The 13,369-nt window shown below is 59.7% G+C and carries 13 protein-coding genes; 3 read left to right on the forward strand and 10 right to left on the reverse strand.

Annotated features, from left to right (window positions below; genetic code table 11):
* Positions 1 to 10: 10 nt before the first annotated feature.
* Entirely contained in the window at positions 11 to 838 is an 828-nt protein-coding gene (locus DWA01_RS06570) for a DUF6473 family protein (RefSeq protein WP_114285044.1), read from the reverse strand.
* Between the two features lie 168 nt (positions 839 to 1,006).
* Here DWA01_RS06570 and DWA01_RS06575 point away from each other — a divergent pair, with 168 nt between their 5' ends.
* Positions 1,007 to 1,882 (forward strand): 3-hydroxybutyryl-CoA dehydrogenase, encoded by an 876-nt coding sequence (locus DWA01_RS06575; protein WP_114285045.1) that lies wholly within the window; start codon positions 1,007 to 1,009, stop codon positions 1,880 to 1,882.
* A gap of 310 nt (positions 1,883 to 2,192) precedes the next feature.
* On the opposite strand, the gene DWA01_RS06580 is transcribed toward DWA01_RS06575, so the two are convergent.
* The 7 genes from DWA01_RS06580 to DWA01_RS06610 all read right to left on the reverse strand — a co-directional run bounded on the left by DWA01_RS06580 (position 2,193) and on the right by DWA01_RS06610 (position 7,927).
* Positions 2,193 to 3,014: a lysophospholipid acyltransferase family protein gene (locus tag DWA01_RS06580; protein ID WP_114285063.1), complete on the reverse strand. Its 822-nt coding sequence runs from the start codon at positions 3,012 to 3,014 to the stop codon at positions 2,193 to 2,195.
* 81 nt (positions 3,015 to 3,095) lie between these two features.
* The gene (locus DWA01_RS06585) at positions 3,096 to 3,374 is read right to left on the reverse strand and encodes an HPr family phosphocarrier protein (protein ID WP_114285046.1); all 279 of its coding nucleotides are present in this window, start codon (positions 3,372 to 3,374) and stop codon (positions 3,096 to 3,098) included.
* Positions 3,375 to 3,385: 11 nt separating this feature from the next.
* Positions 3,386 to 3,778 (reverse strand): PTS sugar transporter subunit IIA, encoded by a 393-nt coding sequence (locus tag DWA01_RS06590; RefSeq protein WP_114285047.1) that lies wholly within the window; start codon positions 3,776 to 3,778, stop codon positions 3,386 to 3,388.
* A 6-nt stretch (positions 3,779 to 3,784) separates the two neighbouring features.
* On the reverse strand, positions 3,785 to 4,696 hold the full coding sequence (gene rapZ, locus DWA01_RS06595) for an RNase adapter RapZ (protein WP_235008443.1): 912 nt from the start codon (positions 4,694 to 4,696) through the stop codon (positions 3,785 to 3,787).
* A 317-nt stretch (positions 4,697 to 5,013) separates the two neighbouring features.
* Positions 5,014 to 5,484: an HPr kinase/phosphorylase gene (locus DWA01_RS06600; protein ID WP_235008441.1), complete on the reverse strand. Its 471-nt coding sequence runs from the start codon at positions 5,482 to 5,484 to the stop codon at positions 5,014 to 5,016.
* Entirely contained in the window at positions 5,481 to 7,223 is a 1,743-nt protein-coding gene (locus DWA01_RS06605) for a sensor N-terminal transmembrane domain-containing protein (protein WP_114285050.1), read from the reverse strand. Before DWA01_RS06605 ends, DWA01_RS06600 begins: the two co-directional genes overlap by 4 nt.
* Positions 7,223 to 7,927, reverse strand: a complete 705-nt coding sequence (locus DWA01_RS06610; RefSeq protein WP_114285051.1) for a response regulator transcription factor — start codon at positions 7,925 to 7,927, stop codon at positions 7,223 to 7,225. The genes DWA01_RS06605 and DWA01_RS06610 overlap by 1 nt, the downstream gene beginning before the upstream one ends.
* Positions 7,928 to 8,278: 351 nt before the next feature.
* Between DWA01_RS06610 and DWA01_RS06615 the strand changes: the two genes are divergently transcribed.
* On the forward strand, positions 8,279 to 9,877 hold the full coding sequence (locus DWA01_RS06615) for a phosphoenolpyruvate carboxykinase (RefSeq protein ID WP_114285052.1): 1,599 nt from the start codon (positions 8,279 to 8,281) through the stop codon (positions 9,875 to 9,877).
* A gap of 161 nt (positions 9,878 to 10,038) precedes the next feature.
* On the opposite strand, the gene DWA01_RS06620 is transcribed toward DWA01_RS06615, so the two are convergent.
* Positions 10,039 to 10,467 carry a GFA family protein gene (locus DWA01_RS06620; RefSeq protein ID WP_114285053.1) on the reverse strand — a complete coding sequence of 143 codons (429 nt, stop codon included), beginning with the start codon at positions 10,465 to 10,467 and terminating at the stop codon, positions 10,039 to 10,041.
* Between the two features lie 207 nt (positions 10,468 to 10,674).
* On the reverse strand, positions 10,675 to 11,445 hold the full coding sequence (locus DWA01_RS06625) for a sulfite exporter TauE/SafE family protein (RefSeq protein ID WP_114285054.1): 771 nt from the start codon (positions 11,443 to 11,445) through the stop codon (positions 10,675 to 10,677).
* Positions 11,446 to 11,613: 168 nt separating this feature from the next.
* On the opposite strand from DWA01_RS06625, the gene DWA01_RS06630 reads away from it, so the two are divergent.
* Positions 11,614 to 13,287, forward strand: coding sequence for an acyl-CoA dehydrogenase family protein (locus DWA01_RS06630; protein ID WP_114285055.1), 1,674 nt, complete (start codon positions 11,614 to 11,616; stop codon positions 13,285 to 13,287).
* Positions 13,288 to 13,369: the final 82 nt, after the last annotated feature.

Consider the following 13,369-nt stretch of genomic DNA (forward strand, 5'->3'; position numbering starts at 1 on the left):
AACACCAGGCTTATAGCAAGCCGCTCAACACCCCCTGCAGCGCCCCGGCGACCCGGTCGTGCGCGACGGCTCCCAGCATCTGGCGCGCCGAGGGCGCATCCAGTTCGGAAAAAACCAAACGCTCATAGCCCGCATCCACTTCGTCGTGGCCGGCGACCACTTCGACGATGTCATCCACCATCGGCCGCACCTGCTCCAGCATCTCGCGGTCCACAAACAACGGATCCGCCTGCAGCCCGGTCTGGGCGAAATTGTCTTCCGGCGCATGATCCGCCATCCACAACAGCACCACTTTACTGTCGATCTTTGCCAGCAAAGTGGTCATCCGCGCCACCCAGGCCTCTTTCAACTCCTGGCGCACCATCAAAAACTTGTCCGCCGAATTGCTTTCAAGCGCGCTCAGCAGATGCCGCGTGAAATTGTAATCGGTGAAATCGATGTCGCGGTACATCGTTTCCATCAGCTTCGAGGCTTTCAGAAACCGGTCATTGCGCCGCGGATGCACCGCATAGAACCGGTTAGACAGATTCTGCGCCCCGGCAATCTGGATCACCGTCACCCTGGCATGGGAGCAGATATCCAGCACCACCTCGTCGCCAACGAACACATCCGGCCCGGCATTCACACAGCCCAGATTCGCCACTGTGGTGCCCAGCCGTTGTTCCAGCATGTCTGTAAACGGATTTTCAACAAATTTTCCGTATGTTTCAGTACCACCCAGTACGGCGACATAATCCCCGTCCAGCCTCTTTTTCGGACCGCGGAACAGTAATTTTGATTTCCCGTACCTGCACGGAAAATAACTGAGCGCATGATCGCTCTGATATTCATAGGCCATGTATCCACCCACTCAATAAATTAATTTCACCCACAGTCAGATTCGCATCTACAGGTTGAGAAATGGCTAAACTGCTAATTTACCGCAAGTTTTACAGGCTTCTGCCCCTTGCCCGTTGCCGGCCTGCAGATTAATGTTTGAAGCGAATTCGACACAAAGGGCGGCAGTATGGAAATCCAGAACGTAGGCATTATCGGCGCAGGTCAGATGGGCAATGGCATCGCGCATGTGTTCGCGCTGGCCGGGTTTGATGTGCTGCTGACCGACATCAACCAGGACAGTCTTGATGCCGCCCAGACGCGGATCCATAAAAACATGGCCCGCCAGGTCAAGGGCGAAAAAATCGACCAGGCGGCGATGGACGCGGCGCTGGCCCGCATCAGCACCACCCTGGTGCTGGCCGATCTGGGCAAAACCGATCTGGTGATCGAAGCGGCGACCGAACGCGAAACCATCAAAGCGGCGATCTTTGAAGACCTGCTGCCGCATCTGCTGCCCCATACAATCCTGACCTCCAACACCTCCTCAATTTCGATCACCCGGCTGGCCAGCCGCACCGACCGGCCGGAAAAATTCATGGGGTTCCACTTCATGAATCCGGTGCCGATCATGCAGCTGGTGGAGCTGATCCGGGGCATCGCCACTGATGAGCCGACCTATAAGGCCCTGGTCAATGTCGTTGAAAAGCTGGGCAAAACCGCGGCCAGCGCCGAAGATTTCCCCGCTTTCATCGTCAACCGCATCCTGATGCCGATGATCAATGAGGCGGTCTATACGCTCTATGAGGGCGTTGGTTCGGTCAAGTCGATCGACGAATCGTTGAAACTCGGCGCCAATCACCCGATGGGTCCGCTGGAGCTTGCGGATTTCATCGGTCTGGACACCTGCCTGGCGATCATGAATGTGTTGCACGAAGGCCTGGGCGACACCAAATACCGCCCCTGCCCGCTGCTGACCAAATATGTCGAGGCCGGCTGGCTCGGCCGCAAATCCAAGCGCGGCTTTTACGACTACCGCGGCGAGATCCCGGTGCCGACCCGCTGAGCGGCACGCCCCCGCCGCTTCCCTCTGGCCACCAGCGTTTCTGCGGCCGCGGAGTGTTCTTGCCGACAGAGTGCCCGCAGTCCCGCAGGGTGTCCGCAGTCCCACAGGGTGTCCCTGCCCGCCAGAGCATCCCGGTCACGCCAGAGCATCCCGGTCACGACATAGTGCCGCCACGCCACCAGAGCGTCCGCGGCCCAAAGGCCTGTCCCCGGTCCGACATGGTTTCGCCGCTCTGACAGAAAAAGCCCGCGTGTGAAGCGCGGGCTTTTTTCATCTGAACACAAGGGCCGGCGCGACAAAGCCGGTCCCGCTACAGCGCAAGCGTACGTTCGCGCAGCCATTTCATAAATTCACGCGGCTCACCAATGCGGGCATCCACCTCATCCCGGTCAAATGCCGGTCCGATTACTGGGCCCTGGGGTTTGTTGAACGCATGGGCAATCTCATGCAGCAACAGGCCCTGACGCAGCATAGGCGACACCCGGTTGGCGATCTGGTACCAGCGCGAATTGGCCCCCATAAAATGGATCGGCACCACTGCAGCCCCGGAGCGGCGGATCATTTTGGCGGTAAACACATTCCACTCGGCCTCAACCGCGGGGCCAAACATGCCGTCAGACGACGCCACAACCCCGGAGGGGAACAGCGCCACCACTCCGCCGCTTTTCAGCTCCGCCATTGCGCGCGCGCGCATTTCCAGGCCTTTTTTCTGAGCGTCCTTGTCATGGGGGAATGGCACCGGAATCATAAAACTGCCGGCGGTTTCATCGATACCGGTCAACAGCGAGCGGGTGAGGATTTTGTAATCCGGGCGCGGCCGGCCGATCAGCTCGGCCAGGATCATCCCGTCCACCATGCCATGGGGGTGATTGGCCACCACCACCACCGGACCGGATTTGGGAATATTGGCGAACTGTTCTGCAGGGGTGGTCAGCTCGATCCCCATCACCTTCATCGCCGCGCCCCAGAACGCCTGCCCCACCGGCGTTGGCTGCACCTTTTCAAAGCGGCGCACCGCCCGCACAATGGTATATTTGCCCGTCATCCACTCAATGGCGCGGATGGCGGCAGCGCTCAGCGGGTTCTCAAAACTATCGGCATAGGTCAGGCTGCCCCGGTCGTGGCGCTGCATTGGTGGCACATCTGAAACCGGGTTTTCCTGGTAGCTGTCAACCAATCTGGTGTTCCTGTCATGTAATCTGTTTTTGGTGTATCAAAAATCTTCATCAAAACGGTTGGCCACCAGCGCTTCGATCGCCGTGGCAAGTTTGGCAGCTTCGGGGCCACTGGTCAAAACCTCAATCGAAGTCCCCTTGGAGGCGGCCAGCATCAACAGCCCCATAATACTGTCCCCCGCCGCACTCAGCCCATCACGGGACACTTCCGCCATTGCATCATGGGCTTCGACAACCTCAACAAGTTTGGCTGACGCGCGCGCGTGCAGCCCTTTTTGGTTGACGATTTTTAATGTCATTGGTGCGGCGTTGCTCATATTTTTCTCATTCACTGCTGGCTGGCATCGAAACTGTCGATGTATTTTCGTCCTGCGGCCAGAGATTTTGTCACCGAGACATCAACGCTCAGATGCCGGGTCTTGGCCAGTTTAATCAACAAGGGCAGGTTGGCGCCATACAATATGCGCCGGTTGCAGGCATTACAGGCGCGCAAGGACAGGTTGGAGGGCGAGCCGCCAAACATATCGGTGACCACAACAACACCGCTGCCATCATCCACCCCGTTGGCCGCGGCACAGATTTCCGCCTGTTTCTGCTCGCGGTCATCTTCCGGCCCGATGGTTATGGCCTGCATTCCCGCCTGTTTGCCAACGACATGTTCGACCGCCGCCAGATATTCTCTGGCCAGACCACCATGTGCGACAATGACAATTCCGATCACGCCACTCTACCTCAGCTTACCGGGCGCCACCAACAGGCCGCGCCGTTCTAATTCTCTGTGCCTTATAGACACCTGCCATCCGCCCATCGCAAGAGCCGCCGACATTTTTTCCGCAGTTGTGACCGATCTGTGCTGGCCACCGGTACAACCAAAGCCGATCGAGAAATGGGACTTACCCTCTTCCTTATAGGCCGGCAACAGCATTTCTGACAGCGAAAGAACCTGATCAAAGAACGGTGCAAACCGCGGATCTCCGGAGACAAATTCGTGTACCCGCGCATCCTGGCCCGTCAGGTCCCGCAGCGCCTCATCCCAATAGGGATTGCGCAGAAACCGGCAGTCAAAAATCATATCAATGCCCTGTGGCACACCACGTTTATAGGAAAAGGACTGCACCGACACGGCGAGCTCTGCTTTGCCGCCCTCCGAGAACCACTGATCCAGTTCGCGACGCAGATCATGCGGCGTCAGCTCAGATGTATCGATCAGAAAATCCGCCCGTGCCCGGATTGGTGCCAGCAGATCAAGCTCGCGCGCAATGCCTGCCTGAACCGATTCAGCCGGTGCCAGCGGATGACGCCGCCGGGTTTCAGAAAAGCGGCGCACCAGCACATCCGCGCGCGCATCCAGATAGAGCACATTCACCTCCGGGCCGGCGGTGCCGCGCGACAAGCTGTCCATCAGCGCCAGCGTCGCTTCTACCGAAAAGTCGCGGTTGCGCACATCAATGCCAAGCGCCAGCGACCGGCTCAGTGCCGGCCCCTCCAGCAGACGCGGCAACAGCGACAGCGGCATATTGTCAATGACTTCAAACCCCAGGTCTTCCAGCGCGTTGATCGCGGTTGAACGCCCGCCGCCAGAAGGGCCAGTGATCAGCACCAGACGCGGTCCGGCCCCGTCCGGGTCGCCGCCCGACACACTACCCGATCCACTGTCCGGCCCATGGCCCGATCCATTGTCAGGCTCACCTTCCGGCCCACTTTCCGGCCCGCGATCAGGCCCGTGGCCTGGCACAGTCCCCGGCGCCGCAGCGGTTTCAGCCGCCGTGCCGCCCCCGGCCTCAGCCTCTGTACGCGCCCCGCTCTCAGCGCTGGTCACGACCTGTTTCTCTGCCCCGGCCTCAGTTCCGACTATTTGCCCGGCCCCGGCCCCAGCCTCAGTCCCGATCGCTGTTCCAGTCTTTTTTTCAGCCTTCTTCTCAGCCTTTTTCGCGCTCTTTGCCCCGGGCACAGTCATCACGCTCTCCTTGCCCCTTTCAGATATTGTAAAATCGCTGCAGGGAAATATCCCGCGTGAACCGCGTACAACAGCGGCAGCTCCAGCCCCAGCAGGTGGTGTTTGTGTTCCGGGGGCAAACGTTCTGCTTCCACCTGCGACAGATCCACCACCAGGGTCACAATGGCGCTCTCCTGCACTTCCGCCGCCAGCAGCCCCACATGGCGGGCCTCAATCATGCCACGCAGCGGGGCGGGTGCCGTCGCGCGCAGCAGCGGCCCCTGGCGCTGCAGCTCCGTCTGATCATCTGAAACCAGCACGCATCCCAGCGCCATCAGCTCCAGCGCCAGCGCCGACTTGCCGCTGCCAGACCCGCCCAGGATCAGCACCGCGCCCGGCCCCCAGGCCACGGTGGTGCCATGCACATAACAAGGGCCAGCCCCTTCCGGTGCCGGCCCTGTTATAGGTTCTGATCTGGTGCTGTTGCTCACACGGGTAGACCCACCACAAAACGCGCGCCCAGCGGCTCAGAGGTGATATCTGCATGGGTGGGGCGGATGTTTTCCGCCCAGATTACGCCGCCATGGGCCTCAACGATCTGTTTGGAGATCGCCAGCCCAAGCCCTGAATTGTCGCCGAACTGGCTCTCGGGCCGCTGCGAATAGAACCGTTTGAATATTTTCTGCAACGCTTGTTCGGGTATGCCCGGGCCGGTGTCTTCCACCACAATCAGCACCCGGTTGCCGCGGCGCCGCACCCAGATCCGGATCGCGTCGCCCTCGTCACAGAACGAGGTGGCATTGGCGATCAGATTGACAAACACCTGCGCCAGCCGCGCTTCCAGACCGACAATCTCGACCGGCTCATCAGGCAGATCTGAAATGAATTCCACACCCTTTTTGCCCGCCTCCGCACCAAGATGTTCGATCAGGTTGCTCAGCATCGGCAGCAGGTTGAATCGCTCTTCTTCTTCTTTGACCAACTCACTGTCCAGCCGCGACGCATTGGAAATATCGGTGACCAGCCGGTCCAGCCGGCGCACATCATGCTCGATCACCTGCAACAGCTTTTCACGTTGATCGTCCCGCCGCGCCACCCGCATGGTGCCGACCGCCGAGCGCAGCGACGCCAGCGGGTTTTTGATTTCATGTGCCACATCTGCGGCGAATTGCTCATTGGCGTCGATCCGGTCATACAGCGCCGCCACCATGCCGCGCAGCGCACCTGACAGCCGTCCGATCTCATCCGGCCGTCCGCTCAGATCCGGAATACGGATCCGTCCCGGCCCCAGGTTTTGTGAATTGCTCACACGCCCGAATTCCGCCGCCGCTGCCAGATCCGACAGCGGGTTGGCAATGGTCGAGGCCAGCACCAGGCTCAGCCCGACCGAAACGAGGATGGCGATCACAAACATCTGCAACACCTGCTCGCGTTCCACCTGCACCAGCGCGTCCAGCTCCCCGGCCGCCGAGGTCACCGCCACAACACCCACGGTCACCCCGCCCTGTTTCAGCGGCGTGCCAACGGAAAACACCGTGCGCCCGGAACTGTCCAGCGCCGTATTGACCTGCGTGCCGTCCACCAGGGTCGCCTGCACCAGGTCCCCGGCCAGCTTTGTCACGTCAAAATCCGCATCCGCGGCTTGTTTGTCAGAGGTCAGCCCCGATACCCCGTCCCAGATCCGGCCCAGAAAATCGGTGATCAGGGTCGGCTGCATCCTGCGCTCCAGCCCCTTGATGACAACGGCCTCGGCCCGCTCAGAACCGACGCTGGTGGTGATCAGCGTGCCGGAAGGGTCAAAGACAAACACGTCCAGCCCCGCCGGCAGGCTCAGCCCGCTCAGGGTTTCGGCCACATCGGCACCGTCGCCAGTCACAAAATTGACCGGCGCGCCCTTGGGCAGGGTGGCTTCAAACACTTCGGCAATCAGCGCCGCTTCGGTCACCAGACCGCGCTCGCGCTGGATCACCAGAGAGTCGCGGAACGGGTTCAGATACAGCACCCCGGCCACCATGATGATGATCGCCAGCAGATTGAAGACGATGATTTTACGCGCCAGCGGCGAACGATTGATCGAGATAAAACCACGCCGCGCACGCGAAGCCCGCAGCGCATCGTCTGAGGGGCTGTTCAAAGCCTCCCAGTCTTCGCCCAGCACCACATCCGCAGCCCTGGCCGGTTTTGCCGGCTTTGCTTTGGGGCGCAGGCCTATCTTGGACACCAGCGTCATTATTCTTCGTTATACCTGTAACCAATGCCGTACAGCGTTTCGATCGCCGAAAACTCTTTGTCGGCACCGCGCATCTTTTTGCGCAGACGTTTGATGTGGCTGTCGATCGTGCGATCGTCCACATAAACCTGATCATCATAGGCCACATCCATCAGCTGGTCGCGGCTTTTGACAAAGCCCGGCCGCTGGGCCAGCGCCTGCAACAACAGGAATTCGGTGACGGTCAGCGACACATCCGTGCCCTTCCAGACCACCGAATGACGCAGCGGATCCATCACCAGGTCGCCGCGTTCCAGCACTTTATCTTCATCACTTTCGACCACGTCGCGCCCTTCAAGCACGTCCTGCCGCCGCAACAGCGCCCGGATACGCTCGACCAGCAGCCGCTGGGAAAACGGTTTTTTGACATAGTCATCCGCCCCCATTCGCAGGCCGAGAACCTCGTCAATTTCGTCATCTTTGGAGGTCAGGAAAATCACCGGCAGGGTGGAGGTTTTCTGTCGCAGCCGCTGCAGCAGATCCATGCCGTCCATCCGGGGCATTTTTATATCCAGCACCGCCATATCGGGCAGGCGCTTATTAAACGCATCCAGTGCAGCCTGACCGTCATTATAGGTCTCGACCTCAAAGCCCTCGGCCTCAAGTGTCATTGAAACCGACGTCAGGATATTCCTGTCATCATCAACCAATGCAATCCTCGACATAGTGAGGTATCCTTATACTGCCCAAATATTATATTTTTTTACCATAATCCCGCGTTGACCACACGGAATCAACACCTATCTGCGAATCGGTCAGAGCCTCGGGTCTATCCCACAATAAAAATATCAAATAATGGCTAATATGGCGCATATTCAGGCACACAGTTTCCGATCATAGAACCCGTTAGCGTTAACCTGGCGCTGATTGCGCTAACTGTGCGAATGCGCCCTGTTCTTCCATAAAATCCATATGTTAAAGATTAAACATCCGGTCGCTGACCCGGCTGGAAGGGCGATGTTACGCCTAACATAAAATTCAGACATTCGCCGTTAACCCGGCAGAGGAGCTTGCAGATGACCACCGGACGCGTGAACCCGGCACATCGACTTGAGGACCAGGGCATCAACGGGTTGGGAAATGTTTATTACAACCTGATGGAGCCGGCGCTGATCGAAGAAGCGCTGAAACGTGACGAAGGCACGCTCGGAAACGGCGGGGCTTTCCTCGTTTCCACCGGCACCCACACCGGCCGCTCCCCCAAAGATAAGTTTGTTGTGCGCACCCCCGCTGTCGAAGACAGTATCTGGTGGGAAAACAACCCGCCGATGACCCCCGACAGCTTTGATGCGCTCTATGCCGACATGCTGGAGCACATGAAGGACGGCGACTATTTTGTGCAGGATCTGTTTGGCGGCGCTGATGATGCGCACCGGCTTGACGTGCGCGTTGTGACCGAGCTGGCCTGGCACGGGCTGTTCATCCGCACCATGCTGCGCCGCCCGGAACGCTCCGAACTGGACGGGTTCATCGCCGATTATACCATAATCAACTGCCCCAGCTTCCTGGCTGATCCGGCGAAACACGGCTGCCGCAGCAGCACTGTCATCGCGATGAACTTTGACAAAAAACTGATTCTGATCGGCGGCACCGCCTATGCCGGTGAAAACAAAAAATCCGTGTTCTCGCTGCTGAACTACATCCTGCCCGGTAAAGGTGTGATGGCGATGCACTGCTCCGCCAACCACGCGCCGAACAATCCGGTCGACACTGCCATCTTCTTTGGCCTGTCGGGCACCGGCAAGACCACCTTGTCGGCTGATCCGTCCCGGGTGCTGATCGGCGATGATGAACATGGCTGGTCCGAACGTGGCACTTTCAACTTTGAAGGCGGCTGTTACGCCAAGACCATCAACCTTTCGGCCGAAGCCGAACCCGAAATCTACGCCACCACGTCGAAATTCGGCACCGTGGTTGAAAACATGGTGTTTGACCCGGACACCAAAGAGCTAGATTTTGAGGACGACAGCATCACCGCCAACATGCGCTGCGCCTACCCGCTGCACTATATTGGCAACGCCTCCAAAACTGCGCTGGGGGGGCATCCGAAAAACATCATCATGCTGACCTGTGACGCCTTTGGGGTGCTGCCTCCGATTGCCCGGCTGACCCCGGCGCAGGCGATGTACCACTTCCTTTCGGGCTTCACCTCCAAAGTGGCCGGCACCGAGCAGGGCGTGACCGAGCCCCAGCCGACCTTCTCGACCTGTTTTGGCGCCCCGTTCATGCCGCGGCGCCCGGAAGTCTATGGCAACCTGCTGCGCGACAAAATTGCCAGCCACGGCGCCACCTGCTGGCTGGTCAACACCGGCTGGACCGGCGGCGCTTACGGCACCGGCTCCCGCATGCCGATCCGTGCCACCCGGGCGCTGCTGACCGCCGCGCTCGACGGCTCGCTCGGCGCAGTTGAGTTCCGCAAAGACGCGAACTTTGGCTTTGACGTTCCGGTTTCGGTTCCCGGCGTTGCAGATGTGCTGCTGAACCCGCGCCGCACCTGGGCGGATCAGGACGCCTATGACACGCAGGCCGCAAAGCTGGTAAACATGTTCTCGGAAAACTTTACCCAGTATATCGACTATATCGATGAAGACGTGAAAGCCGCCGCCATCGGCTGATGCGTCCCGTCTCTGAAAACAAAAAACGCCCCGGATAATCTTCGGGGCGTTTTTTGTTAAGCCGCTGAAGCGGGAAGCGCGGTTGCTGCCGGTACCACTGAAAGGTCTGACGTTTCTGCCGCTGATGGCACTGGCCAGCGCAGGCGCGCCAGAGCGACAGCCTATTCTTCCATGGTCTCGCCACTGCCGCCCAGTTCCGCCGGAAAATCGCGCATCTTGGGCAGCCCGTCTTTGATCGGCAATACCGTTTCGGCGTAGTTCACATGCACACCGGGGCTGAACTTCTGCGTCGGGATGGTGGCGGCATAGACATCCACCAGACCAAAGCCCTTATGCCCGGTCATCACATGGCCCCCACATTGGGAACAAAACTGCCGCTGGCTCGACTCATTTTTTTCAAACATGGTCAGTTTGTCGCCACCTTTGGTGACCTTGACCGCTTCGGGCTTCCACAGCGTAAACGCATTCACTGGCCCCGCCGACCACGAACGGCAGGATTCACAATGGCAATAGCCCATCGCCTCCGGTTCGCCGCTGACCTCGATCTCAACGGCACCACAAAAACAAGAACCTTTCTGAACATCTGACATCGTCCCTCTCTTTCCATTTTCAACAAATCAGATTGAGAATGCGCGGCCGGGTACACCAGCCCCCGCGCCGCCAGACTACCACATTTTGCGGGCAGGTTTTACAGATAAAGGGCGCCGGCATCCCTGCGGATACGGCGCCCAGAATATCAGCATATGAACGCCCGACCCCGAAATCAGCCGCGCGGTGGGCTCAGCCTGTTGCCGCCATCAGCCCATCAACCCGCGCCGCAGCAGGTTCAGCCCGGCCAGCGCCAGAACGATCAGAGTAATGCGTCTGAACTTCACCGGATCCAGCCGGTCCTGCACCAACACGCCCAGAGCCATGCCGGCAATCACCGGCCCCACCATCATCAGCGACCATGGCAGGGTGCGCGCATTCAGCACCCCGGACTGCAGGTGTGACAGCAACAACATCACCGCACCTGAGCCGAAAATCACCCCGATGGTCTGAATCTGCACCTTTTTGGGCGTGTCCAGCGCCGTCAGATAGGCAATCGTCGGCGGCCCCCAGACACCGGTCACGCCACCAATAACGCCGGCCGCAGAGCCCAGAACCACTTCAACCACGCCCTTGCGTCCGTCGGGTACGCTGAACTTAAAGCCCGCCAGCTGAACCAGAGAAAAGGCGACCACCGGCCCGCCAATCAGCAGGAACATCACCTGTTCGGAAAAATACGGGATAAACTGTGCGCCGATCAGGATCCCGGCCAGCAACACCGCCAGAAAGCGACGAAACTTACGAAACACCAGCTTCAGCGGTGCAAAGCCGCCCCGCGCGGCCTGCCACAGGTTGGCAACCAACGTCGGCACAACCAGAACCGCCAGCGCGTCTTCCGGCGGCAAAAATGTGCTCAGAGAGGAAATCAGGATCAGCGGCAGTGCAAATCCCACCGCGCCTTTGACAAACCCCGCCAGCAACCCGAACGCCAGCGCAAACAAAACATAGGTCATCGGGATATCTGCGAATACTGCGCTCATGATTCTGCCTGTCTGCCCGGTGTTTTCCCGCAATCTAGCCGATCTTCTGATGCTGCGCTGCAAAATCGACAGAGTTACTTTCGTTCAAAACGTATGTTCTGTCGGTATTTTAATTGCGCTGCACCTGCAAAGTGAATATACCTGCAGCCAACAATGAGGAGACAGCACATGCCTGACAACGGACTGATTCTGCAGCGGCCAGAGCCCCGCCTGCCCGATCTGCTGAACCTGACCGCAGGCGCGCTGCCTCATGTGGAGACCCTGTGCGACCTGGCCCGGACATCGGTGCGCGCGCTGGTGCTGAAAGAGGGGCGCATCGCCGGTGATCTGGTGGATCTGCACCAGACCGCCGTGCACGGTTATGCCTGGCTCTCCACCTATCACCAGGCGCTGCGCCAGATGCAGAAATGGGCAGAGCAGCTGGACCGCGACGGCCGGCTCAATGACATGGAAGCGCTGATCCTGCAGATCGCCTTTGGGGAATATCTCAATCAGATCCACGGCGGCATTCCGATGAACCAGGGCGAGATTCTGCGCCTGTCCGACATGGGGCTGAGCGACCTGCCTGCCGCTCCCGCTGAAGTCACCAATCTGATGCAAAGCGGCAATACCTCCGCCGCCCGCACCCGCCTGGTCACACTGATGCAGCAAAACGCCGGCCACGCCACCTTTGGCGCCACCGGACTGGATGAAGAACTGGAGATGATCCGCGATCAGTTCCGCCGCTTTGCCGATGAACGTGTCACGCCCCACGCCCATGACTGGCACCTGAAAGACGAGCTGATCCCGATCGAAATCATCGATGAGCTGGCGGAAATGGGGGTGTTCGGCCTGACCATCCCCGAAGAGTTCGGCGGGTTCGGCATGTCCAAAGCCTCAATGGTGGTGGTGTCGGAAGAACTGTCGCGTGGCTATATCGGCGTCGGCTCGCTGGGCACCCGCTCTGAAATTGCCGCCGAACTGATCCTCTGCGGCGGCACAGAGTCGCAGAAAACCCACTGGCTGCCCAAAATCTCCACCGGTGAAATCCTGCCCACCGCCGTGTTCACTGAACCCAATACCGGCTCTGATCTCGGCGCGCTGCGCACCCGCGCCGTGCGCGACGGCGAAGACTATACCGTCACCGGCAACAAGACCTGGATCACCCATGCCGCCCGCACCCATGTGATGACCTTGCTGGCGCGCACCGACCCTGACAGCGTGGATTACAAAGGCCTCTCCATGTTCCTGGCCGAAAAAACACCGGGCACGGTTGCTGATCCCTTCCCCACCCCGGGCATGAGCGGCGGCGAGATCGAAGTGCTGGGTTATCGTGGCATGAAAGAATATGAGCTGGCGTTTGACGGGTTTCAGGTCAAAGGCGAGAACTTGCTTGGTGGCCGCGAAGGCCATGGCTTTAAACAGCTGATGCAGACCTTTGAGTCCGCTCGGATCCAGACCGCTGCGCGCGCCATCGGCGTCGCCCAGAACGCGCTGGAAGTCGGCCTGCAATACGCCATTGACCGCAAACAGTTCGCACGCTCGCTGATCGAATTCCCGCGGGTGTCAGGCAAGCTGGCGATGATGGCGGTGGAAATCATGATCGCCCGGCAGCTGACCTATTTTGCCGCCTGGGAAAAAGACCATGACCGGCGCTGTGATGTCGAAGCCGGCATGGCGAAACTGCTCGGCGCCCGTGTGGCCTGGGCAGCGGCGGACAATGCGTTGCAGATCCATGGCGGCAACGGCTTTGCGCTGGAATATCAGATCAGCCGCATACTCTGTGACGCCCGCATCCTCAACATCTTTGAAGGCGCCGGTGAAATCCAGGCCCAGGTCATCGCCCGCCGCCTGCTCGGCTGACCTGCCACCACCGGGGGGGCGTCTTTGCAGGCGGCCCACCCACAGCGCCTCTCCACCAGCGCCCTGCCCGAATGCGCCCGCC

It is taken from the genome of Candidatus Halocynthiibacter alkanivorans (assembly GCF_003333265.1).
Classification (GTDB): domain Bacteria; phylum Pseudomonadota; class Alphaproteobacteria; order Rhodobacterales; family Rhodobacteraceae; genus Halocyntiibacter_A; species Halocyntiibacter_A alkanivorans.

Coding starts and splice junctions, on each gene's coding strand:
- DWA01_RS06580 (WP_114285063.1), bottom strand. CDS start 3,014: ATGCAGCGCCACGACCGGGGCAGCCTGACCTATGCCGATAGTTTTGAG.
- DWA01_RS06605 (WP_114285050.1), bottom strand. CDS start 7,223: ATGACGCTGGTGTCCAAGATAGGCCTGCGCCCCAAAGCAAAGCCGGCA.
- DWA01_RS06625 (WP_114285054.1), bottom strand. CDS start 11,445: ATGAGCGCAGTATTCGCAGATATCCCGATGACCTATGTTTTGTTTGCG.
- DWA01_RS06585 (WP_114285046.1), bottom strand. CDS start 3,374: ATGAGCAACGCCGCACCAATGACATTAAAAATCGTCAACCAAAAAGGG.
- DWA01_RS06630 (WP_114285055.1), top strand. CDS start 11,614: ATGCCTGACAACGGACTGATTCTGCAGCGGCCAGAGCCCCGCCTGCCC.
- DWA01_RS06570 (WP_114285044.1), bottom strand. CDS start 838: ATGGCCTATGAATATCAGAGCGATCATGCGCTCAGTTATTTTCCGTGC.
- DWA01_RS06575 (WP_114285045.1), top strand. CDS start 1,007: ATGGAAATCCAGAACGTAGGCATTATCGGCGCAGGTCAGATGGGCAAT.
- DWA01_RS06620 (WP_114285053.1), bottom strand. CDS start 10,467: ATGTCAGATGTTCAGAAAGGTTCTTGTTTTTGTGGTGCCGTTGAGATC.
- DWA01_RS06610 (WP_114285051.1), bottom strand. CDS start 7,927: ATGTCGAGGATTGCATTGGTTGATGATGACAGGAATATCCTGACGTCG.
- DWA01_RS06615 (WP_114285052.1), top strand. CDS start 8,279: ATGACCACCGGACGCGTGAACCCGGCACATCGACTTGAGGACCAGGGC.